General features: G+C 32.7%; 17 protein-coding genes. 9 read left to right on the top strand and 8 right to left on the bottom strand.

The genetic code is table 11. From position 1 onward, the window contains the following. Nucleotides 1–3: 3 nt before the first annotated feature. Entirely contained in the window at nt 4–678 is a 675-nt protein-coding gene (gene trmB / locus BMY33_RS07355) for a tRNA (guanosine(46)-N7)-methyltransferase TrmB (protein ID WP_091407112.1), read from the bottom strand. 297 nt (nt 679–975) lie between these two features. On the opposite strand from trmB, the gene BMY33_RS07350 reads away from it, so the two are divergent. Further along, the gene (locus BMY33_RS07350) at nt 976–2,031 is read left to right on the top strand and encodes a glycosyltransferase (RefSeq protein WP_091407111.1); all 1,056 of its coding nucleotides are present in this window, start codon (nt 976–978) and stop codon (nt 2,029–2,031) included. Here BMY33_RS07350 and BMY33_RS07345 read toward each other — a convergent pair. From BMY33_RS07345 to BMY33_RS07335, 3 genes are all read right to left on the bottom strand, one after another. Beyond that, a complete protein-coding gene (locus tag BMY33_RS07345) occupies nt 1,969–3,048 on the bottom strand; it encodes a sensor histidine kinase (RefSeq protein WP_091407110.1) in 1,080 nt (359 codons plus the stop codon). The genes BMY33_RS07350 and BMY33_RS07345 overlap by 63 nt on opposite strands. Further along, nucleotides 3,048–3,731: a response regulator transcription factor gene (locus tag BMY33_RS07340; RefSeq protein ID WP_091407108.1), complete on the bottom strand. Its 684-nt coding sequence runs from the start codon at nt 3,729–3,731 to the stop codon at nt 3,048–3,050. Before BMY33_RS07340 ends, BMY33_RS07345 begins: the two co-directional genes overlap by 1 nt. A 140-nt stretch (nt 3,732–3,871) precedes the next feature. Beyond that, the gene (locus BMY33_RS07335; RefSeq protein WP_091407107.1) at nt 3,872–6,259 is read right to left on the bottom strand and encodes an inorganic phosphate transporter; all 2,388 of its coding nucleotides are present in this window, start codon (nt 6,257–6,259) and stop codon (nt 3,872–3,874) included. Between the two features lie 526 nt (nt 6,260–6,785). Here BMY33_RS07335 and BMY33_RS07330 point away from each other — a divergent pair. The 5 genes from BMY33_RS07330 (at nt 6,786) to BMY33_RS07310 (ending at nt 17,290) form a co-directional block, all read left to right on the top strand. Continuing rightward, nucleotides 6,786–7,145, top strand: coding sequence for a toxin-antitoxin system YwqK family antitoxin (locus BMY33_RS07330; RefSeq protein WP_091407105.1), 360 nt, complete (start codon nt 6,786–6,788; stop codon nt 7,143–7,145). Between the two features lie 372 nt (nt 7,146–7,517). Further along, nucleotides 7,518–10,373 (top strand): TonB-dependent receptor, encoded by a 2,856-nt coding sequence (locus tag BMY33_RS07325; RefSeq protein WP_091407104.1) that lies wholly within the window; start codon nt 7,518–7,520, stop codon nt 10,371–10,373. A 44-nt stretch (nt 10,374–10,417) separates the two neighbouring features. Then, nucleotides 10,418–11,581, top strand: a complete 1,164-nt coding sequence (locus BMY33_RS07320; protein WP_091407102.1) for a multidrug transporter — start codon at nt 10,418–10,420, stop codon at nt 11,579–11,581. A 913-nt stretch (nt 11,582–12,494) separates the two neighbouring features. Further along, nucleotides 12,495–15,344, top strand: coding sequence for a TonB-dependent receptor (locus BMY33_RS07315; RefSeq protein WP_091407100.1), 2,850 nt, complete (start codon nt 12,495–12,497; stop codon nt 15,342–15,344). Nucleotides 15,345–15,370: 26 nt separating this feature from the next. After that, entirely contained in the window at nt 15,371–17,290 is a 1,920-nt protein-coding gene (locus BMY33_RS07310) for a beta strand repeat-containing protein (protein WP_091407099.1), read from the top strand. Between the two features lie 78 nt (nt 17,291–17,368). On the opposite strand, the gene BMY33_RS07305 is transcribed toward BMY33_RS07310, so the two are convergent. Beyond that, nucleotides 17,369–18,775: an MATE family efflux transporter gene (locus BMY33_RS07305; RefSeq protein WP_091407097.1), complete on the bottom strand. Its 1,407-nt coding sequence runs from the start codon at nt 18,773–18,775 to the stop codon at nt 17,369–17,371. 304 nt (nt 18,776–19,079) lie between these two features. Here BMY33_RS07305 and BMY33_RS07300 point away from each other — a divergent pair, with 304 nt between their 5' ends. The 3 genes from BMY33_RS07300 to BMY33_RS07290 all read left to right on the top strand — a co-directional run bounded on the left by BMY33_RS07300 (nt 19,080) and on the right by BMY33_RS07290 (nt 21,206). Next, the gene (locus BMY33_RS07300) at nt 19,080–19,409 is read left to right on the top strand and encodes a T9SS type A sorting domain-containing protein (RefSeq protein WP_091407096.1); all 330 of its coding nucleotides are present in this window, start codon (nt 19,080–19,082) and stop codon (nt 19,407–19,409) included. A 126-nt stretch (nt 19,410–19,535) separates the two neighbouring features. Further along, nucleotides 19,536–20,516 (top strand): LuxE/PaaK family acyltransferase, encoded by a 981-nt coding sequence (locus BMY33_RS07295; RefSeq protein WP_091407094.1) that lies wholly within the window; start codon nt 19,536–19,538, stop codon nt 20,514–20,516. Nucleotides 20,517–20,756: 240 nt separating this feature from the next. Next, nucleotides 20,757–21,206 (top strand): YHS domain-containing (seleno)protein, encoded by a 450-nt coding sequence (locus BMY33_RS07290; protein ID WP_091407093.1) that lies wholly within the window; start codon nt 20,757–20,759, stop codon nt 21,204–21,206. A gap of 166 nt (nt 21,207–21,372) precedes the next feature. Here BMY33_RS07290 and tyrS read toward each other — a convergent pair whose 3' ends face one another. The 3 genes from tyrS to BMY33_RS07275 all read right to left on the bottom strand — a co-directional run bounded on the left by tyrS (nt 21,373) and on the right by BMY33_RS07275 (nt 24,087). After that, entirely contained in the window at nt 21,373–22,668 is a 1,296-nt protein-coding gene (gene tyrS, locus BMY33_RS07285) for a tyrosine--tRNA ligase (RefSeq protein ID WP_091407091.1), read from the bottom strand. 95 nt (nt 22,669–22,763) lie between these two features. Then, nucleotides 22,764–23,501 (bottom strand): tetratricopeptide repeat protein, encoded by a 738-nt coding sequence (locus BMY33_RS07280; RefSeq protein ID WP_091407089.1) that lies wholly within the window; start codon nt 23,499–23,501, stop codon nt 22,764–22,766. Between the two features lie 4 nt (nt 23,502–23,505). Then, a complete protein-coding gene (locus BMY33_RS07275) occupies nt 23,506–24,087 on the bottom strand; it encodes an RNA polymerase sigma factor (RefSeq protein ID WP_091407088.1) in 582 nt (193 codons plus the stop codon). Nucleotides 24,088–24,146 lie beyond the last annotated feature (59 nt).

Genomic DNA, 24,146 nt, shown 5'->3' with positions numbered 1-24,146 from the left:
CAATTAGGTAATTTTAAACTGGATGTAAGTTATAGGTTTATTTTCTTCCAAATATTGTTTTTCATAAAAAGTTTGAATGGAAGTTACTGCTTCTGGGGATCCTTCCTGATGATATACGTTATGATTGGCATACAATACTTCATGACCTTCTCCGTGTAATAAGCCTAATGTATATCCATGCATAAATTCACTATCCGTTTTTAGGTGCATTATCCCATCAGGTTTAAGAATTTTTTTATAACGCTGCAAAAACTCGTGATTTGTCATTCGATGCTTTGTTCGCTTATATTTAATCTGCGGGTCAGGAAAAGTAATCCATATCTCATCGACTTCATCAGTATCAAAAATGTGATCAGCTAATTCTATTTGAGTTCGAATAAAAGCTACATTGGTCATTCCTTTCTCAATAGCTGTTTTGGCTCCTCTCCAGAATCTAGCTCCCTTTATATCTATACCAATAAAATTTTTATTAGGATATTTTTCCGCTAATCCTACCGTATATTCTCCTTTACCACAACCTAATTCTAATACAATCGGATTTTCATTTTTGAAGAATTTTTCTCTCCATTTCCCTTTAAGTCCCAAAGAATTGTTAAGTACTTCATCTCTTGTAGGCTCTACTACATTCTGAAAACTTTTATTCTCATTAAACCGTTTTAACTTATTCTTGCTTCCCACCTATTTATTTGCTTCTATATGTATTTGACTCTTTAACTCCTTTTATGTTACATGTAAGTCTCAAATTCTTGGTTTTTATCAAATAAAATCAACTCCACTTTCTTAAAAACATAAACAATATAATATCAATGCAATAATATTATTGGTATTGTAAACCTTATATGTCATTAATATTTTCTGACTAACCTAAACATAATTTTTTGGTAAAATTAAGGAAATATATACTTAGAAGAATACTATTAATTTTAAAAATAGGACTAGCATTTTTTGAATGATTAACTTACAAAACTATAGATTTTGAGTAAAAAAGTACTTGTAGCACCACTTAACTGGGGTTTAGGTCACGCAACTCGTTGTATTCCTATCATTAATGCCCTAATTGATGAAGGTTTTGAACCTGTTATTGCATCCGATGGAGCAGCACTGGCATTATTAAAGAAAGAATTTCCATATTTAACAAAGGAAGAAATCCCTTCGTATAATATAGAATACTCAAAAAAGGCTAGTAACTTCAAAATTAAGATGTTACTTAATAGCCCCAAAATTGCACATGCTATTACAGCTGAAAAAAAAGCAACAAAACGTATTATAGAATCAGATGATTTTTATGGTATTATCTCAGATAATAGAATGGGAGTTAGGCATAAAAGTTTGCCTTCAGTATTTATAACACATCAGCTTACTGTTCTAAGTGGAAAAACAACATCAATCAGTACAAAAATTCATAATAAATACATTAAAAAATTTGATGTTTGTTGGGTTCCTGACATGGCTGATGACCCAAGTTTAAGTGGTGAACTTGGTCATCCTAAACACAGTAATATTCCGGTTACCTACCTAGGCCCTTTAAGCAGGTTCAATTATCAAAATCTCCCGAAGAAATATGATATTATGGTACTATTGTCTGGACCAGAACCTCAGCGAACCATGTTAGAAGAAAAACTGTTTCAAGAATTCGAACGTAGTGATAAAAAAATTGTTTTCGTTAGAGGTATTATCGAAGAAGATCAGAAAACTTATATCAAAAATAATATTACTATACACAATTATCTTACAGGTTTAGCACTAGAAAACACCATTAACAGCAGTAACATCATCATTTCCAGATCGGGATATACTACTGTAATGGATCTTGCCAAATTAAAGAAAAAGGCCTTTTTTATACCTACACCTGGTCAATTTGAACAAGAATATCTAGCAGAACGTCTTACTAACAATAAGCTAGTTCCTAGTTGCAAACAGAATGAATTTACGCTAAAGAAATTATATGACTTAAACGCTTATAAAGGATTAAGTAGTTTTAGTACCGACATCGACTACAGGGAACTTTTTCACTTTTTCCAAAGTAAATGAGAATTCACTCCCTATGCGATAGTCACTTTCTACATATATTCGTTCATGATGTGCTTCAATAATATGCTTAACGATAGCTAATCCGAGCCCTGAACCTCCTTCTTTACGAGATCCACTTTTATCTACTCGATAAAAACGCTCGAACAATCTTGGAATATGCGCTTGGGCAATACCCTCGCCATTATCCGTTACTCTAACTATTACTTTATTTTTAATTAGATTTTCTATACTTACTTCTGTTGTACCATCTTCTTTTCCATACTTAATAGAATTAACGATCAGATTGGACAGTACCTGTTGGATTCTTTCCTTATCTGCATGAACAATTATTGGATCTTGATAATTCATATCAAAAGTCAAAGCAATGTTCTTTTTTGATGCCTTCATTTCGAATAGATCAAAAACACTTTGCACCAATTCTATAATATCAAAATTAGTATAGTTAAGATTTAAATCTCCCACTTCTAATTTGGTGATCATATCCAAATCTTTGACTATATAAATAAGTCGTTCTACTCCTTTATTAGCACGATTTAAGTATTTATCCAGAATCGCAGGATCATTCATCGCTCCATCAATCAGTGTTAGAATATATCCTTGCACTGTAAATAATGGAGTTTTAAGCTCATGAGAAACATTACCCATAAACTCTTTACGATAATCTTCTCTAACCTTTAGACTTTCTATTTCTGTTTTTCGTTTTTGAGCAAATTTTTCGACTTCCTTAATTAACGTTTTCATATCCGTCGTAACTGGACTTTCACCTAAAGTATCCATATCCAACATTTCAATATCATCGTATATCTTTCTTACTCTACGATAAATAAATTTCTGAACACGATATTGAATGATAAGAAAACATATCCCATAACATAGAATAATGAACCCTATTATAAACAATGGATTAAACTGATTTTGGATATAAAAAAAAACGCTCATTAAGAGCGTTAATAATAACGTTATATATAAAGATGATAGATATGCAAACCTATACGATCTCTTAAAATTTTCTGCCATTATACTACAAACTTATAGCCGACACCTTTTATTGTTTTAAAACTTTCATCTCCTAATTTCTCTCTCAATTTCCGGATATGAACGTCAATGGTACGTCCGCCTACAATTACCTCATTACCCCAAACCTTATCAAGTATATCTTCTCTTTTAAAGACTTTACCAGGTTTAGAGGCTAATAAAGATAATAATTCAAACTCTTTTCTTGGTAATATTATTTCTTTTTTATCTTTTACAATTTTATACTCATCTCTATTAATAACGAGATTTCCTATCTTAACGACATTATCATTAGCATCGTCTTCTTTTAACCTACGCAATAATGCTTTCACCTTACTAACCAACACCTTAGGTCTAATTGGTTTTGTAATATAATCATCCGCTCCAGCATCAAATCCAGCTACTTGAGAATAATCTTCTCCACGAGCAGTTAAAAAAGTGATAATTGTATTTTGTAAATCTGGTATTTTTCGAATCTGTTCACAAGCTTCTATTCCATCCATTTCTGGCATCATTACATCCAAGATGATTAAATGTGGTTTTCTCTTTTTTGCAATTTTAACAGCTTCGTTACCATTCTCAGCAGTTAAAACATTATAGCCTTCGGCAGTTAAATTATAGCCAACAATTTCTAAAATGTCCGGCTCATCATCTACTAGTAAAATCGTAATATCTTTTTTGTTCATTTTTTTTGAATTACATCACTATTCGTAAATATACTAGGTTAAAATGAAGTATGGATAAACATTTATCCAGGAAACGATAAACTAACATAAAAATTTCATAAGGATAACGTTAAGTTAACTTAATAAAATCTGTTTGACAATTAATTCTGATGATCTCTATATGTAGTTAGCAAATTCATAGTAGCTGTTATAAGATCCTTTGTCTCCATAAGAAGTCCAAAATAAAGCGTTGTGTTTTTAGGACTACTTTCTTCTGTTCTTGTTCGTTCTACCTGTTTATTGATCTTATCATTTACTAAAGTAAATAATCCTTGCTTTTCCTCTATAATACTATTTAAACCATTAAAATCTCTACTGTCAAAAACATTCTTAATACTAATAAAAAATTCTTGTAACTGGTCTTCGATTTCTTTGAGGTCCTTAATTTGATTAAATCGTAATTTTTTGTGATTATTATTTACGTGTTTATGGCTATTTTTAGAAATATAATCCAAAGACTGAGTAATGTCTTCCAGATGTCCTAAAATAGAAATATAAAAGCTACTAGCTCCAACACTTGATTCATCGAGATTTTTAATAAAATAGAAAATACTATCTCTCAATTCTTCAACTTCGGTTTCCAATTTAGCAATACCTTTCCTACTCTTTTTAAGAGATGCTAGATCATATTTTGCCAAACTATCTACTGTACTACTGTAAATTTTATTTCCTCTATTTACAAAAGATTTAATATTACCAGCACTTTCTTCAATCACTCCTTGGATAGAACTACTCTCTGATTTTTTAAGACTATCTTCTGCTTTATCTGCTCTAGTTTTATTACGATATCTAATAGTATTTCTTACTAACAGTATAATTGCTACCAACAATAAAACACCAGTCATAATCGGCTGATTAAAGTTGATCAAAAATGCTATTAAAGCAGCTGCCAAAAATGCACTGATTGCTGTAAAAAACCAACCTCCAATTACATTTAATACTCCTGCTACACGATACACGGCACTTTCCGTTCCCCAAGCTCTATCTGCTAATGAGGTACCCATTGCTACCATAAATGTAACATAGGTTGTGGACAGCGGTAGTTTCATAGAAGTTGCTATAGAAATCAGCACTCCTGCGACCATAAGATTTACAGCAGCTCTTACCATATCAAATGCCGGAAGATCTTCTTTTCTTGTAGTAATAGGAGTAGAAGACTCTTCAAACTGTTTTCCTGAAAACTTCTTAAATGAAGTTGGCGTAATTGAAGATAAAACTTCAGAAATAAAAACAGTTCCTCTTACTACACCTCTAGAAAGAAAATTAGGGCTAAACTTTTCATCTCCTTCACCTTGACGAGATAAATCAATAGAAGTCTTAACAACATTTTTCGCTTTTGAAGAAAACCAAAGCGTTAATACCATAATAAGTCCTGCTCCTAATAATAGTAAAGTTGGTGTTTCTGCCTTACCACTTAGTGAAGACATCAAAAATTCATCAGCAGGAGTTCCCGAAGCGCTCCACATTTGATACCCTTCCCAAGCTGCAATTGGAACACCAATGAAATTCACTAGGTCATTCCCCGCAAAAGCAAGTGCCAATGCAAAAGTTCCTACTATAATAATCAACTTATATATATTAACTTTTAAAAAGTTCATAAACACAAAAGAGATTAAGGATAACATTCCAAAGCCAGCTATTACTATTGCTAAAACATTGGTTTCTAAAAACCCTCTAAGTGTGGTAGATATAGTACCTGCTTCCACATTTATTACAAACAAATCTTTCTTTGCTTTCGCTAATTCTTTAACCGTTTCATAAGAACTTTCGAAATACAAGTTGGCCCATTCTAAAAATCCTAAACCAGTATCATTAGATAATGTATCCACCACTAACTTGGCGTAATTAGTTCCTTTAATACCTTTAATAAAAATAAAATAAAGTATCGCTGTCAATGCAATTCCTCCAAACAAAGCTCCTACCCATTTTGCTTTCTTATCAAAGTTAAAAGACAATAATAATCGAGAGACGTATTGAACAATTGCACCTATGGAAAATGCAACTACCACAGAGAGTAAAATTCCGGCAATAATTTCACCTGCTTTTTTAGTATTTATGTAATCTCCTAAATCTCCGAAGGATAGATCTGCATCTGCAGCTATTTTAATCAAAGCAACACAAACGGCTGCTCCCAATAACTCAAATACTATCGAAACAGTTGTAGATGTTGGCATACCGAGTGTATTGAAAAAATCCAGCAACAAAATATCAGTGATCATAACCGCCATAAAAATGATCATGATTTCATCAAAATAAAACTCGCTAGGAACAAAAATACCTTTACGAGCAACTTCCATTAATCCGCTTGAAAATATAGCTCCTGCAGCAATACCTAAGCTGGCAACAATCATAATAGTTCTAAAGGAAACTGCCTTAGATCCTATGGCAGAATTTAAAAAATTAACTGCATCATTACTAACTCCAACTACCAAATCAGCGATCGCTAAAATAGCCAACGCAACAATCATTAAAATATAAATGTCGTTCATATTTTTCTTACAATCTTATAAACCACAAAAATGTTACTAATAATCTAGCCGTATGTTATTGAAATGTTATCTTTTTTATCTATTCTAAAAATGATTTAGTCCTATAATATGCTTAAACTCATAATTGCCATAGAATGAATTTAGTTCTCATAAATCAACTTTTTTGATGACTTTAAAAAAATCATAATTCATTTATATATTACAAATTTTAGAACATTGTTTTTTCATGCCATATATTATAATGCTTTTAAGAAGTTATGATATTAATTAACATCATAAAAACCACAAACTATCAAAATTTAACCTAATACATTCAAACAGTATTTAGCCTAACAAATCCCCTCTTTTTTCACAATTCATAACTCCTCATGTTATCAAAAACATTATTATTTACATTGTAAAATCTTAATAAACAGTTGTTTGTAGATTTAATGTTAACTTAATGTTATGCAAATGTTGCTTAAAAGTAAAATAAATGTTACATTTGTAATGTAATCATTAAGAATCCCCAATTAAAAAATATATTATGAAGAATCTATTATTAACACTTGCTATCCTTTTTTCAGGAGTAATGATGGCTCAAGACGCGAAACCTACTTTCGAAAAAGAAGGAAATTCAATTAAAGGAACGTACTTTTATGAAAATGGTGAAATTCGTCAACAAGGATTTTACAATAAAGAAGGAAAATTACACGGAGAATGGAAGTCTTATGATTTATCTGGAAAGAAAATCGCTATGGGTCAATATAATAATGGAGCTAAAACTGGAAAATGGTTTTTTTGGAAAGGTGAAAAACTTTCAGAAGTAAATTATTCCGATAATAGTATTGCATCCGTAACAACTTGGTCTAATAAAAGCGACGTAGTTGTTAATTATGAACAATAAATAAATTTGCTAATATAATTAATGCGAAACGTTCAGAAATTCTGAGCGTTTTTTTATTATATATAACTTCAAAAAACGGTTCTTTTTTCTAAATTTATTGACAAAACCAAGAAATCATTTATTAAAAATAAATTTACACGAACCACAAACAGTAGACTTCTTAACAATTAGGTAAACATTGAAAAAAAACCTCAAAACATCTTATAAATTAAAACCTTACACAAAATACCCTCTTCCAAAAAAACAAGAAATATAGTTTTATTACACTCTTTAGATAACAATTACATAACACTATAATCACTCTTATTTAATTTCTAAGTAACGCACAGGTAACAATAGCTATCGTTATTTGCACCGAATTTAGAACACGTTATGAGAAATATTGTTACTCTCTGTGCACTATTCGTTGTTGGAATAGTTAGTGCGCAGGAAACTGGCTCTATAGCCGGTACTTTGCTTGATAAAGAAGCAAACAGTCAACCATTACCCTTTGCTAATGTTTTAATCAAAGGAACTAGCAAAGGTACTACTACAGATTTTGATGGTTTATATACTATTGAAAATTTAGAACCCGGAACATACGTTGTAGAATTTAGTTTTGTTGGATACGAAACACTTGAAAAAGAAGTTATCGTAAAACCAAATGAAACTACTACTGTTAACGCATCAATTGGTGCTAGTGCAGCAGCCTTAGATGAAGTTGTTATTAAGACAACTAGTAGAAAAAAAGAAAGTGTGCAAGCACTTCTTTTAGATCAAAAAGGTGCCGTAGTCCAGAAACAGAGTATTGGAGCTCAGGAACTTTCGAACAAAGGTGTGAGTAACGCTGCAGGAGCTGTTACCAAAATTTCTGGAATATCAAAACAAGAAGGTGGTGGTAATGTTTATGTTAGAGGTCTCGGAGATCGATACCTAAATACTACGTTCAATGGTTTATCTCTACCAGCAAATAATGTAGACAAGAAAAATATAGATCTTGGTCTCTTCTCATCTGATGTTATTCAAAACATTGGTGTAAGCAAAACCTACGCTGCTAATTTTTATGGTGATTTTGCTGCTGGTAATGTCGATATTAAAGCAAAAGAACATGTAGGAAAAGCATATATCGATGTAGATTTAGGAAACAACATAAACACCGCTTCGATAGGACAAAGGTTTTTGAAAAGCGAAGGAACAGGATTCTTTGGATTTTACAATAGATATAAAAACGATCCTTTTGCTGTTGTTTTATCTCACAGTGTCGATCCGATTTCATCAGAGGGACCAGTTGGACTTTCGGGATCGATTGCGGCAGGAAAATCTTGGGAAATAGGCGAAGAATCAAAATTAAGCATCTTCGGAACTGCCTCTTTTGGTAGTAATTATGAATACGCAAGAGGACAAGCAGCAAATGTAACTGCTGCAGAAAATCAAATATTCAGAGATACCGAAATTTTCGAATATAGCCGAACTACTACTGCAATGGCAAATATTGTATATCGAATTAATCCAGATCATAGAATAAAGTTTACTTCTTTATTTATTAACGATGCTAAAGACGAAGTAGGTCGTTTTGGAATTGACGGTAATGGATTTAACCGAAACACTATTGCAGATATTGATGATTTTGGTTTTTTTACACAGAATGTGCAATTCGAACAAGATATGATTTATGTGAATCAACTATCTGGAGTTAGTAATATTAATGAAAAGATAAAAGTAGATTACGGAATTGGTTTTAACAGTGTTCTTGCTCGTCAACCAGACAGAAAACGAATCGCTATAGAACAGTTTGACCTAGCATTAGATAATGATCCTAGTACAAACCCAGTTCTTTTCCGTAATGTAGATTTTGACAACCAGCGTTATTTTCAAAATATTGAAGACCAAGAATGGAACGGTCGTATAAATGTAGCGTACGAGCAATCAGAAAATCTGTCCTTTAATTTTGGGTACAATGGACGTATAAAACAACGTGATTTTGATAATCAACGTTTTGGATTGAGTATTATTGAACCAAGAACAGAAGTTACTGATGTTAATGATTTCAATTCAATTTTTAATATTGATAACCTAGGTGTTACCTATAACACAGTAGTGATAAATGCTATAGATCCTTCAGCTGGATTAGGAAACACAAACCTTCCGGGACTTCCAGAAAACACCTATACCGGTAACTTAGATATACACGCCTTATATGCTAATGCAATTTATAAATACGGAGAAAAGTGGACATTTGTTCCGGGATTGCGTGTAGAATCATTCAAACAAAGCATTGAATACGATGTAATCAACCTTGCATTTAACAATCCTGGGCGTAATGAGGCAACAGAAACCTTTTTATTACCTAGTTTAAATGTAAAATATGCATTAAACGAGGATCAAAATTTACGTTTTTCTGTGAGTAGAACCGTTTCTAATCCAGAATTTAAAGAGGTTGCTCCATTTGTATATGAAAATGTAACTGATCGTATCGGTGGTAATCCAGACCTATTAAATGACCCTGCATTCTCTTCTATTATCAATCTAGATTTAAAATACGAATGGTTCTTTAATAGAGGCCAGATATTTTCTATTGCGGCTTTTGCAAAACAAATTAATGATCCTGTAAACTTAGTATCTGCGAATGATGCTACAGGAACACAACGTTTCTTTAGAACAGGAGATAAAGCAGAAGTTTTTGGAGTTGAATTAGAAGCGCGTAAAGCATTGTTATTAAATACTGAAGAAGAAAGTCTTCTTTCTGCAGGTCTAAACGTTACGTATACGGCTACAAAACAAGATTTAAAAACTGTTTCAGGAACCTTCAATACCAATTTTAATAGAGACTCTGATCAACTACAAGGTGCATCACCATTTTTGATCAATGCTGATGTAAGTTATACGCCAACTTTTGGAGATTATAAGCCTGTAGCAAACCTTGTGTTCTCTTATTTTTCTGATCGTATCGATGCATTGGGAGCAGGACAATTAGGAAACATAGTTGAAAAGGGAGTGCCGACATTAGATTTCGTTTGGAAAAACAAAGTACGTGACAACTTTGAAATTAACCTTAGTGTTAAAAACCTGTTGAACCCAACGATTGAAAGAGTTCGAGAAAACGCTACAATATCTGAAGATGTACTTACCACTTTAGGCATTCCATTTAGTAGAAATGCAACTAATGAAATAAATCCAATAGATGAATTTGCGCTGTCTAGTTATAAAAGAGGAGTGAATATCGGATTACAATTTAAATATACATTTTAACCCAATTAAAACGAACACGAAAAAAATTAATTAAACTAAAGATCATGAAAGCAAACATATTTCTTATCGGATTATTTGCCGTTACTACGCTTTTTGTAGGATGCGCAAGTGATGACACAGCAGATATAACAATTAACATTGATGGTGACGGTTCTCCTGTTGATCCTACCGGTGAAGTAATAGGAGGTACTCTTACGGAGGATCTTACTCTTGAATCAAACACAGAGTATTCCCTTACTAGCGCTCTTATTGTTCCTGAAGGTTTTACTCTAACTGTAGAGCCAGGAGTAGTAGTAAGAGCAGCAACCGGATCTGATGTATACATCGCTGTATTACAAGGAGGAATAATTAACGCAGAAGGAACTTCTTCTAACCCAATTGTATTTACTTCTGCTACCTCAACTCCTAATCCTGGAGACTGGGGAGGTTTAATCTTATTAGGTAGAGCACCAATAAACTCTGTTGTAGGTGGTGATGCTACCTCAACTTCTGAAATTGGAGGATTACCTTATGGTGGTAGTGCGGTAGATGATAACTCAGGTATTCTTAGATACGTTCGTATCGAATATTCTGGTGGTGCGGCAGATGCAGCTTCAGAAAATAATGGATTTTCATTCTACGCAATAGGAAATGGAACAACTATAGAGTTTATACAAGCTTTTGAAGGAGCAGATGATGGAGTAGAATTTTTTGGAGGAACTGTTGATGCTTCTTACATATCTGTAGTAGGAGCGCAGGATGATTCTGTAGACTGGACTGAAGGATTTACAGGAACCTTAACAAATGTTTATATCGAGCATAGACAATCTCATGACAAAGGAATAGAAGGTGATGGTTTTAATACAGATATCGGAAATAACTCTAATCCTGTATTTTGGTCTGCTCCTACAGTTACAAACCTAACCATTAATGGACTTGGATCTTCTAATGAGAATGAAGCTATCAGATTACGTGCTGGGACAAGAGCTGTATTTACCAATGTGTTATTGGAAGGTTTTGCAGAAGGTTTTGATCTTGATGATAACGAGACTGGAAATGGTGTACTAAGCGATGAAACTTCTGTTACAGATATCACTTTTGATGATATTACTCTTACTCTTAAAAATGATACTGGAGCGACTTTTGGAGAAGCAGATGTAATCACTGGCATTGGTAATGGAACCGGTGCAGATTACAACTCATGGAATTCTGGATGGACTCGTAACTAATAATACGAAATAAAAATTCTATTAATAATAAGCTGTTTGAAAAATATTGACATACTTTTTCAAACAGCTTATTTATATTTTACTCCTATTTGAATTCTAGAGTTTATTAAAAAAAACTAGAATACATAAAACTTAAACGTATTAATACAATTATAATATTGGATTATTTTTATACCATAACGTAACGCTTCTTAACCTTTTCTTTTTATTCTTAGCGCTAACATTACATTCTCATAATCCAAGAATAATACTAGGTTAAAACAATTGATCACAAAAGCTCATTTATTTGTATTCACTTTTTAAGATAACACTCAACCAAAATATAAGCATATCATATTACTCTTTTTAACTTACACTAAACTGTAGTTAATTATAATATATAAAGAGACGTGTTCGTAGAAGGCTGGAAGATCATTATTATCCAACAACAATAATGTTTCTCTTCAGCCTTCTCTTTTTAGTAAAATCCAAAAATTAATATTTTTAAGGGTTTGCACACAAAACTAGCAGACACAAGAGCAAATCTTCAGATAATTCCTAAAAAAATACAAAAATATATTAAGTATCCTTAGCATGAGTTTATCTGATTGTTAAGACAAATATTTTAAATAGTCCCCATTTAACACTAAGATAATCTTTTTGTAAAGTTTTATACGAATTAGCAAAATCTGCTCCTCTGATATTCAAAAAACAAAATCAATTTTAGCAGGCAAAGTAATTTATATTTTAAATGTTTGATTATCAATATTTTAAAATCAAAACTTGAACGCTAAAACAAAACAAAAAAAGAGTAATAAAACAACTTTTCCTTCGCCTACACCAAATTACAATCCCTTAAACTAAGGATAATAATAGGGTAAGATTTCTTACTGTAAAACCGTATTTATTTGTAACAGAATTTTACGAATACGAAATGAAAAAACTTTTTACAGTAATTGCACTGTTTTATCTTGGATTAAATTTTGCACAAGAAACCGGATCCATCGCCGGAAAACTTCTAGACAAGGAAGTAAATAACCAACCCCTACCTTTTGCTAATATTGTAATTACTGGCACTACAATGGGAACTTCATCTGATTTTGATGGAAAGTATGAGCTTACGAACATCCCTCCTGGCACATATACATTAGAATTTAGTTTTACAGGTTATGAAACTTTACGTATCCCAGAGGTTATTGTAGAACCTGATAAGGTAACCGTTATTGACACAGCACTTGGTGCTACTGCCGCAGCGTTAGAAGAAGTAGTTATTAAAGTACAAACAAACAGAGAAAGAGAAGAGGCACTTTTATTAGAACAAAAAAATGCAGTTCAAATAAAAGAAAGTATTGGTGCAGAACAACTAACAAGACTTGGTGTTTCTAACGCCTCTGCCGCTACCACAAAAATATCTGGAGTTTCTAAAGCAGAAGGATCTGGAGATATTTATGTACGTGGTTTAGGTGATCGGTATCTAAGTACTACTCTTAATGGATTACCTATACCTTCAGATAATATCGACAAAAAAAATATAGACCTAGAACTATTTCCAACGAGATTTATAGGTAATGTTTCAATAAGCAAAACTTTTGCTCCTTCTAACTCAGCAGATCTTGCCTCTGGAAATATCGACATCGTTTCTAAACAAGTTACAAAAACAAAAGACATCGGTATAAGTATTAGCGCAGGAGTTAATTCTAATGTTACAGATAACGATATCTTTAACAATTTTAAGACCACTGCTAATAACAATGATATTTCTTTAGGAATATATAGTCGTGAATTTGAAGCTAACAATCTTGTAAACGCCTTAACTCAACAGCCTTGGAATACAACAGAAGCAGCCACACCTATTAACTATGGATTTGGATTTAATATTGGCGGAATATTAGGTGAAGCTAGAAACTTTAAACTTTATTTCAGTGGAGGCCAATCAGTCGATCACGAATATAGAGAAGGTTTGTTTAGAGAATATGATCAAGGAAACCTAAGAGACGTAGTACCAGAAGATGATTTAAGACGTTGGTTACGTACTGTTAACTCCACAGCAATGTTGCACAGTCAATATAAGATTAGTGATGATCATAAATTATCCTTTAACAGTTTTGTCATTAACAAAGTTTTTGAAGAGACCTTAGAAGCTGGGCGTGAACGTACTACTGAGTTTTTTGAAGAATTAGATAATATTGAAGAAGGAACTCAATTTCTTAGAGATCAAAATATAAAGAATACTTTTCTATCCGCAACACAACTTATCGGAGAGCATACTCTATCCAAAAAAAATAATTTAGAGTGGGCAGCTGGATTCAATTATTTAGTAGCTAATGAGCCTAATAGAATTCGTAATGAAGTAAATATCCTAAATGACAATCCAAATACACCAGAGAACGAAGATGGTATTATAGAACTTGGATTTACAGGAGGGTTTCAGCAAAGAAAATCTGTTCAAGAAATTAACGATCAAGAAATTAACGCTAGAATCTCTGACAAATGGATTCTTAAGCAAAATCAAGATGAAGAAGGTATTTTTGTATTAAATATTGGTGGAGATTTTAGAAACAAAACTAGAGATTTCTTATCACAATTTTTCGGAGTTGAAGAAGGTAATGTAGAAATCAACCCTACATCAATAGATGCTTTAGGTGATATCTTCACTCAACAAAATTTTGACACTGGTGCACTGCAACTTAATACGCAACCAATAGATACTTATGACGCAGAACTTCTTTCTTACTCTGGAAATGCAAACTTTACAGGAACATTTAACAAGTTCACAGCACAAGTTGGTATTCGTTATCAGAAAGATGAAATCGATGTTAACTTTGACGTAGGAAACTTTGTAAACCCTCTTACAGGACAGGCAAGAATTGGATCTTCAAATAAAGAATACGATAATTTCTACCCATACTTGAACTTAAAGTATTCAGTAAACGAAAAATTAACATTACGTCTTTCAGGAAGTTTAGGACAAACATTACCTGAATTTAAAGAAATTGCACCTTTCCAGTACGTATCTCAAGTTGGTCAGGTATTTCAAGGAAATCCTAATGTTGAAAGATCTCAGAACTATAACGTAGATTTTAAAGTAGAATTTTTTCCAGAAAATGACGAGTTAATATCTTTCAGCGCCTTCTACAAGAGAATCGAAGACCCAATAAACCGTGGTTTGCAAAGAGGAGGAGAAGATATTTTCTCTTACTTCAATACAGGTGATAGAGCTCGTATTTTAGGGTTCGAACTTGAAGGGAGAGTTTACATAATAAAAAAGAGAGAATCAAATCCAAACTTGAGACTTAGTGGTAATATTTCTTATTTGGATCACGTACAGGATTTAAAAGATGTAATTAGAGAAGATGGAACACTTCAACAAACTTTCAAGTATGGTAACAGAACTGAAATTGGATTAGAAGGTGCGTCTGACTGGATCTCTAACTTATCACTAACCTTTAATTCTGGCGAAAAGTTTCCATATGAATTTACACTTACAGGAAACTATACATCAGATAAGATTTTTGCTTTGGGGGCTCCAAGAAACCAACAGCAACCAGATATTTTCTTCAATGGCGAAATTATAGAAAAGGGGTTTGTAACATTAGACTTTATAGCTAACAAACAGATAAATGACCATTGGAGTATCGGATTAACTGCTAAAAACTTATTAAACCCTACTATAGAGAGAACACAATTTATTCAAGAGGTTGTAAGTGGAGATCAGTTTGAAGATACCATCTTATCATATTCTACAGGAATAAACACCTCTTTAAGTGTTAGTTATAAATTTTAAAACTTTATTTTAATTAAATATAAACAATGATGAAAACGTTAAGTAAATTATTAAGCTTTGCACTAATCACAGGGTTACTTTCAGTTTCCTGTGGTAGTGATGATGACAATGGTGGGCCTATAACACCTGTTGATGATTCTATATTAAATGGTCTTATCAGTGAAAATCTTACATTAGACGCTAGTGTTGAATACTCAATTACAGGAACTGTAACTGTTGCATCAGGAGTTACTCTTACCATACCCGCAGGTACTGAAATCGTATCAGAACCAGGAGTAGATAATTACCTAGCAATATTAAAAGGCGCTGATATTGATATTCAAGGAACAGCAACTAATCCAGTAATTATGCGTTCTAATGGTACAGCAGGAGCTTGGGGTGGTTTATTAATCTGTGGTGATGCTACGACTACAGAAGGAGCAGACGCAATAGCGGAAGTTGGTGGTCTTATTTATGGAGGAAATAATAACACTGATAGTTCTGGAAATATTGATTATTTAATCATTAGAGATGCTGGTGCACAAATTACTACAACTTCACAATTCAATGGTCTTACGTTATATGCTGTAGGTTCTGGAACTACTATCGACAACGTAGGTATCATCAATGGTACTGATGATGGTGTTGAATTTTTCGGAGGAACCGTAAATGTAAGTAACTTATACCTACAAAACAATGAAGATGATGCTGTAGACTGGACAGAAGGTTGGAATGGAACACTTACTAACGGGTATGTTTTAAACACTATCTCAAATTTCTCCACTGCTATCGAAGCAGACGGTGCAAATAATAACCCAACACTTGTTAATTTTACTGCAATCTCTTCTACTGGAGGAACTGCAATCCAAATCAAAAATGATTCTGGTGCTACTATCAACGGTTTAACTTTAACTGGATTTGATACATCTTTCGATTTTAGAGATAGCGCTCCAGCTTCTAACTTACAAATTGACGGAGCTGATGCAGATACTGCTGTTGACGCTGTATTTAGTACATCTTCTACAAATGCTAGTTTATTTGCTTGGGTAATTGATGCAGGAACTGGTTCTGGTAACGTACTTCCTGCTACTATTTCTAGCGATCTTACGCTTGATGCATCTGTAGCATACGAAATAAGTGGACCTGTATTAGTAAGTAATGGGGCTACTTTAACAATTCCAGCAGGAACTACAATTACTTCTGAATCTGGAACTGCAAACTACTTAGCTGTATTAAAAGGAGCTTCTATAGATATCCAGGGAACAATGGCTGATCCAGTAGTAATGGAGTCAAATGATGGTGAAGCTTGGGGTGGATTACTTATATGTGGTGACGCCACTACTACCGAAGGAGTAGATGCTATCGCTGAAGTGGGTGGTCTTGTTTACGGTGGTACTAACGATACAGATAATTCTGGTACTATCAATTACTTAGTTCTTAAAAACACAGGTGCTCAGATCAACGCTGATTCTCAGTTCAATGGTTTAACTCTTTATGCAGTAGGTAGTGGAACTACAATTACTAACGTTGCTGTTATTGGTGGTTCTGATGACGGAGTTGAATTCTTCGGAGGAACTGTAAACATGACTAACTTCTATGCAGAAAACCTTGAAGATGATGCTGTAGACTGGACTGAAGGATGGAACGGTACACTTACCAATACGTTCGTAAACATCACAATCGCTGATTTCTCTACTGCTATTGAAGCTGATGGTGTAAATAACAACCCAACACTTGTTAACTTTACTGCTGTTTCTACTATGGGTGGTACAGGGATCCAAATCAAAAATAACTCTGGAGCAACTATTACCGGTCTTTCTTTAACTGGATTTGATACTCAGTTTGATTTTAGAGATAGTGCACCTGCTTCTAATTTACAAGCTGATGGTAATGATGCCGCAGAAGCTACAACATATAGTACTTCTACGACAGTAGCAGCAGATTTTGCTTGGGCTACTTCGTTATAAACTAAATTATTAAAGAAAGAGATGAAATCTCACTTATGTAGAAAACACCCTCAAATTTGAGGGTGTTTTTTTATTACTTTACACTTTCACAGATTTCCAAGTTCCTTTTCTAAACCATATAATTCCTACAACTGCTATTAACACCTCTGCAAATGTAATTGCCAAGAAAACTCCCATAGCCCCCCAATCAAAAACAATTGCGGCCAAATAAGCGAAAGGCAATTGAAATACCCAAAAACAAAAAAAGTTAATAACAGTTGGTGTCTTAGTATCTCCAGCGCCATTAAAGGATTGAATAATAACCATTCCATACGCATAAAACACATAACCAGCAGCAATTACTCGTAAACTTAAAGCTCCATATTTTACCACTTCAGGTTCACTGCTAAAAATTTTGATAATTACCTCTGCAAAAATTAAATATAGTACAGATACAACAATCATAAAATAAGCATTGTATTTTCCGGTTTTCCAGACTGATTGTTCTGCTCTCTCTGGTTTACCTGCTCCTAGGTTTTGTCCTACTAATGTCGCGGCAGCATTACTCATCCCCCATGATGGCATTAATGTAAACATCAATACTCTGATTGCAATAGTATACCCCGCAAGTACCTCGCTACCAAACTCAGCCATGATACGCATTAAGAACACCCAACTAGATGTACCGATTATAAATTGACCAATTCCTCCAAGAGATACCTTTATTAAATTAATCATTACTTTAGACCTAAGCACGATATCTCTGTAAGTCACTTTGATTTTACTCCATCCAAAAAAAAGAATCATCATTTGCAATACCACTGCACTACCTCTACCGATTGTTGTAGCAATGGCAGCACCTTGAACACCAAAACCTGGAATTGGTCCAAATCCAAAAATAAAAAGTGGATCCAGAATGATATTCAAAAGGTTGGAAACTATTAGTACCTTCATAGCGACTGATGCATCCCCTGCTCCTCGGAAAACTGCATTAATCAAAAACAATAGCATAATCGTTATATTCCCGCCTAATAAAACTTGAGTATATCCATACCCATCAGCTATTAAATCTACCTCAGCGCCCATAAGCGCTAAAATTTCTTTCGGATAAAGTATCCCTATTATACTAATAATTACAGCTACAGAAATTCCTAAAAAGATAGATTGAACTGCCGCTTGTGAAGCTCCTTCAATATCCTTTTCTCCAACTCTGCGAGCTACTATTGCGGTAACACCCATACTGAGTCCAATTGCCACGGCATAAATTAAAGTAATCACGGATTCTGTTAAACCTACAGTAGCAATTGCATTTGCACCTAAGTTAGAAACCCAGTACGCATCAACTAAAGCAAAAATAGATTCCATCATCATCTCTAAGATCATAGGAATTGCAAGCATAAAAACAGCCTTGCGAATACTGCCGGATGTAAATTGTTGTTCTTTGCCGCTAACGGCTAATTTAAAATAGGAAAAAAGTCTACTGAGGGTAAGTTTATTTTGTGTCATAAATAAAAGAATTACGTTTAAAAAAAAGAAATAATTGGAAACTAGCTTAAGAAGAATTCTCTAGCTAAATAATACCGAGACCGATATTTCCAAAAAGTCGTACATAATTCCTTATAACTTCATAATAAACAAATATCTGCTTTTTTTATGAAACTGCAAAAACCAAAACCGGTAATTAAAAAAGGGATTACCGTAATTATGGTAATAAAATCGTTTTTTTGTAGAGATTTAACATTTAAAAATGACAACCCTAACTCAATTATTAATAAAATATTGTACTTTTATAGTCCCAAAATAAAGTTTTATGAAAAAAATCTACTTATTACTCATACTTACTGGTGTTTTTGTACTCTCCTTTTCTACAGGAGCTAGTGCACAATCAACTATAAAAACAAACGATCAAGAAGAAGTTCAAGTATTCCCAAATCCGGTTTCTGGAAACATTCTTAATATTACTTCTAAGTCAGGAAAATCAATGACCTGTAGAGTTTTTAGTGTTTTAGGTAGAACTGTATTATTTAAGGTAATTACAACTAAAGAACAATTAGATATTTCTTCATTACCTCCTGGAGTTTATGTTTTAAAAATTAAAATCGGAGAAGAAGATTTTTCTAAAAAACTAATCCGACAATAATATTGTCTTTTTATTTTAGGTAACTAAAAAATATTGGTTAAACCATATTTTACAACATACAGACATCCTATTTATGTAGGGTGTTTTTTTATACCTTTGCTCTAAACAACCTCCATAACGTTCTATATGCTCTCTGAGACAATTTTTACGATTCAAAATAATACAGATTTTGAAAAAATGGCAATAAGAGTATTTCAACATCAGTACATTAATTGTAAAGTGTATCAACGTTTTTGCAATCTTCTTGGAGTTACTAAAAGCGCTGTTACTAAAATTAAAGAAATCCCCTTCCTCCCAGTACAGTTCTTTAAACAGGAAAAAATTGTTAGCTCATCTTCTAATATTCAACAAGTTTTTACAAGCAGTGGAACCACCGGCAGTATTACTAGCAAACACTATATTACTAATTTAGATATTTATGAAAACAGCTTCTTCAAAGGATTTCAACATTTCTATGGAAATATAGAAGACTATACGATACTAGCACTACTGCCATCATATCTAGAGCGCGAAAACTCTTCTCTAGTATATATGGCAGATAAGTTAATCAAAGACAGTAAACAATCAAATAGTGGGTTTTATCTTGATGAAACAACAAAACTAATAGAGACCCTAAAACATCTTACTAAAGAGCGTAAAAAAATTATACTTATTGGCGTCTCTTTTGCCCTATTAGATCTAATCGAAAATAACAGTATTCAACTAAACAAAGATACCATCGTTATGGAAACGGGTGGAATGAAAGGTAGGCGAAAAGAGATAATCCGTGAAGAACTGCATCAAATTCTAAAAAAAGGATTTGGTATTTCGGAAATCCATAGTGAATACGGCATGACAGAATTGCTATCTCAAGCATATTCTAAAGGTAATGGTATTTTCTATTGTCCTCCTTGGATGAAAATCTCTACTCGTGATACAGAAGATGCATTAACCTATCTTGAAACCAACAAAACAGGAGGAATCAATATTATTGACTTAGCTAATATAAATTCTTGCTCATTTATCGCAACACAAGATCTTGGAAAAACCTATGATGATGGTAGTTTCGAAATTCTTGGTAGATTCGATAATAGTGATATCAGAGGTTGTAATTTGATGGCGCTATAATCTCATTACTTTTTATATATCATTTATTTAAAAGCTTACGAAGGATAATTTCTGAAAAACTTTTGTTTTTATGCAACTTTCATATTTCCGAAACGTATTTATAAGTGTAAGAAACTTTAGACTAAGAATATATTAAACCTGTATTCAATTAAGCTAAAAAACTTATAATTATGTTAAAATTGTAATGTTCTGTTTTTTTAACGACTGAATGGATGTAACAACAAAAAAACATTGCATAAAATGAAAAAGTTCATAATCTTATTGGTTTTAGGATTAGTCACAACGGTCTCAGCACAGCAAGTGGATTACAATGTAAAAAAAGGATTTGTCGCTGAAGGATATGATGTTACTGAATATTTTAATAATAAAGCAAAAAAAGGTGATAGTAAGTATACTACAACCCATGACAATGCAAAATATAAATTCATAAGTCAATCTAATCTGGAAAAATTTAAAAATAATCCAGAAAAGTATATACCACAATATGGCGGTTATTGTGCTTATGCAATAGGAGCGAAAGCAGAAAAAGTAGACATTGACCCTGAAACATATGAAATTAGAGATGGTAAATTATTCTTATTCTATAATTCCTGGGGAATAAATACATTGACAAAATGGAATGAAGAAGGTGCTACTGCATTAAAAGAGAAAGCTGATGTGAATTGGCAAAAAATAAAAACAAAAAAATAATCGAGAAAATCGATAAAATATAGATCGTTAAGTTTTTTTCAATAATTGATTGGTTAGTTGACAAAGCCTACTAAGAAGAAATTCTGGTAGGCTTTGTTTTTTATACTATTTAATGATAGAATTCTTTGCTGTAATAGGATAACTTAAATTTATTGAATAAAACAAGCTATACAGCTCTAATCACAAAATAGTTTTTCTTCCCTCTTTGTAATAAAACAAATTTATTATTGATCAAATCACTAGAAGTTATTGAATATCCCTCCTTAATCTTTTCCTTATTTACAGAAATAGAATTTTCTTTAAGTGCTCTTCTTGCCTCTCCGTTAGATTTTAAAAATCCAGTATGTTCCGCTAGTGCACCAATTATATCTAATCCGTCTTTGATAAGATCTTTAGAAAGTTCTTTTTGAGGAACTCCTTCAAAAACATCTAAAAACGCAGCCTCATCCAATCCCTTTAAATCTTCAGAAGTGGATTTACCAAAAAGGATATTAGATGCTTTAATAGCATTATCAAGATCTTCCTGAGAATGCACCATAATGGTAATTTCGTCAGCTAATTTTTTCTGAAGAATTCTTTGATGCGGTACCTCAGCATGTTCAGAAATCAAACTTTCGATTTCCTCTTTTGTCAAAAATGTAAAAATCTTAATATACTTCTCAGCATCCTCATCACTTGTATTCAACCAATATTGATAGAATTTATAAGGCGATGTTCTTTTTGCATCTAACCATACATTTCCACCTTCGGATTTACCAAACTTAGATCCATCTGATTTAGTAATTAATGGGCAAGTTAAAGCATATCCTTTCCCTCCACCAATCCGTCTTATAAGCTCAGTTCCAGTAGTTATATTTCCCCACTGATCACTACCTCCCATCTGAAGTGTACAATCATGTTCTTTATATAAATGCAGGAAGTCATATCCTTGTACCAATTGATATGTAAATTCAGTAAAAGACATTCCATCTGAAGATTCTGCAGAAATTCTATTCTTTACAGAATCCTTTGCCATCATATAGTTTACTGTAATATGCTTACCAACATCTCTAATAAAATCAAGGAATGAAAAATCTTTCATCCAATCATAGTTATTCACTAAAACTGCAGCATTTTTAGCATTACTTTCAAAGTCTAAAAACTGTGCTAATTGTGATTTTATTGAATCTTGATTATGACGTAATGTCTTTTCGTCTAAAAGGTTACGTTCAGCTGATTTGCCAGAAGGGTCTCCAATCATTCCCGTAGCACCTCCAACTAAAGCAAAAGGTTTATGACCTGCTCTCTGATAATGTGCTAATAACATGATCGGAACTAAATTACCTATATGTAAAGAATCTGCAGTTGGATCAAACCCAACATATGCAGCTCTCATCTGTTCCATTAGGTATTCTTCTGTTCCAGGCATGGCATCATGCAACATTCCTCTCCAGCGCAGTTCTTCTATAAAATTTACGGCCATTTTAGTAGTATTCAATTTATCCGGCAAAGATAGAAATATGGATTATATACTACTATGAATAATTAAGAAATCGTTATGAACTAGTTTTACTATTATTATTCTAAATCTTCTTTCAGCTGTATGGCTTTTTCCTTATAAATCCCGTCAAATCGAATAATTCTCTCTAAGATTTCTAAAGAAGTATTTGTTTCTCCTAACTTAAGATATGTTAGTGCTTGATACCAATTAGCATCTTCATAGTATTGACTATTATCATTTATTTTTTCAAACTGTAATAATGCTTTTTTTTCCTTACCTACCTGGAGGTAACTATTACCTAAATACAGTTCTAATTGCTCCGAAGAAACTAAAGAGGCGTTTTCTTCTAGTTCTGTAATAACTTTATCGTGATTACCTTGAGCATAATTCTTCATAACAATATCCAATTGATCTAAAACATCACCTCTTGTAACATCTTCTACTGGATATAACTCATAATAGGAAGTATATAGGTTAGAAAAATCATTAGACGAGTTAAAAGTATTCCACAACAAAGTTCCTGCTCCAATAAGAATAACTACAGAAGCCGCAATTTTTAAATATGGAAAAAATGATGTTTTAGTTTCTTCTAATTTTTCCTTCTTTACTTCTTCACCAATTTTTTGTAATTTCTCTTTAAAATCTAACACATCTTTATTACTCAGAACATTATGCAATTCTCGATGTTTATCTACTTCGAGTTTAAGTTCTGGATTAGTAGACATTTCTTTTTCAAAGGCAATTGTCACTTCTTCGGATAATGTTTTATCTAAATATCTTTCTATTTTTTCAAATAATTCCTCAGTCCTTTCCATACCATTATTCTTTTAACGAAGTTATCTTTAACTCCTTATACATGGGATCCTTTTCTATTTTTTCAAGAAGTGATTTTTTACATTCAAATTTCTTCTTTCTTGTATATCCTTCAGAATACCCTGTGATATTTGCAATCTCTTTCATACTATTCCCGTCGAAAACCAGATTTAATAAATCTTTACAAGTATCACTTAATTTAAGAAAATATTTCCTGTACACATGTTCACGCTCTTTATTTTCTATTTCCTCTGCTATAGACGCTTCTATCTCCTCATTAGCTTCTATTGCATCATTATCAATAATTATTTTTTTATTCTTCCGTAACCTACTTCTCCAAATATTCTTACATACCGCATAAAGATATGTGCGTATTGAAACATTCATCTCTAAGGTACCTGATTTAAGTTTTTGATAAATAACTATCATCGCATCCTGAAACACATCTTCTACATCTACATCATCTCCAGAATTTTTGAGGATATACCCTTTTATATAGTTATAATTATCCTTGTAAAAAGACTTTATAACCTTAGCATCTCCTGCTGCAATTCCTTCTAAAATTTTTCGTTCTTCATTAATACTCATAGGTTAATGTCATCAAACAGTAATCTGTTACCTTTTATTGTGAATTTATTTTCTTGACA

Origin of the sequence: Aquimarina amphilecti, from assembly GCF_900109375.1 — a bacterium.
In the GTDB taxonomy this organism is placed as follows: domain Bacteria; phylum Bacteroidota; class Bacteroidia; order Flavobacteriales; family Flavobacteriaceae; genus Aquimarina; species Aquimarina amphilecti.
This window is presented reverse-complemented; position numbering and strand designations above follow the sequence as displayed.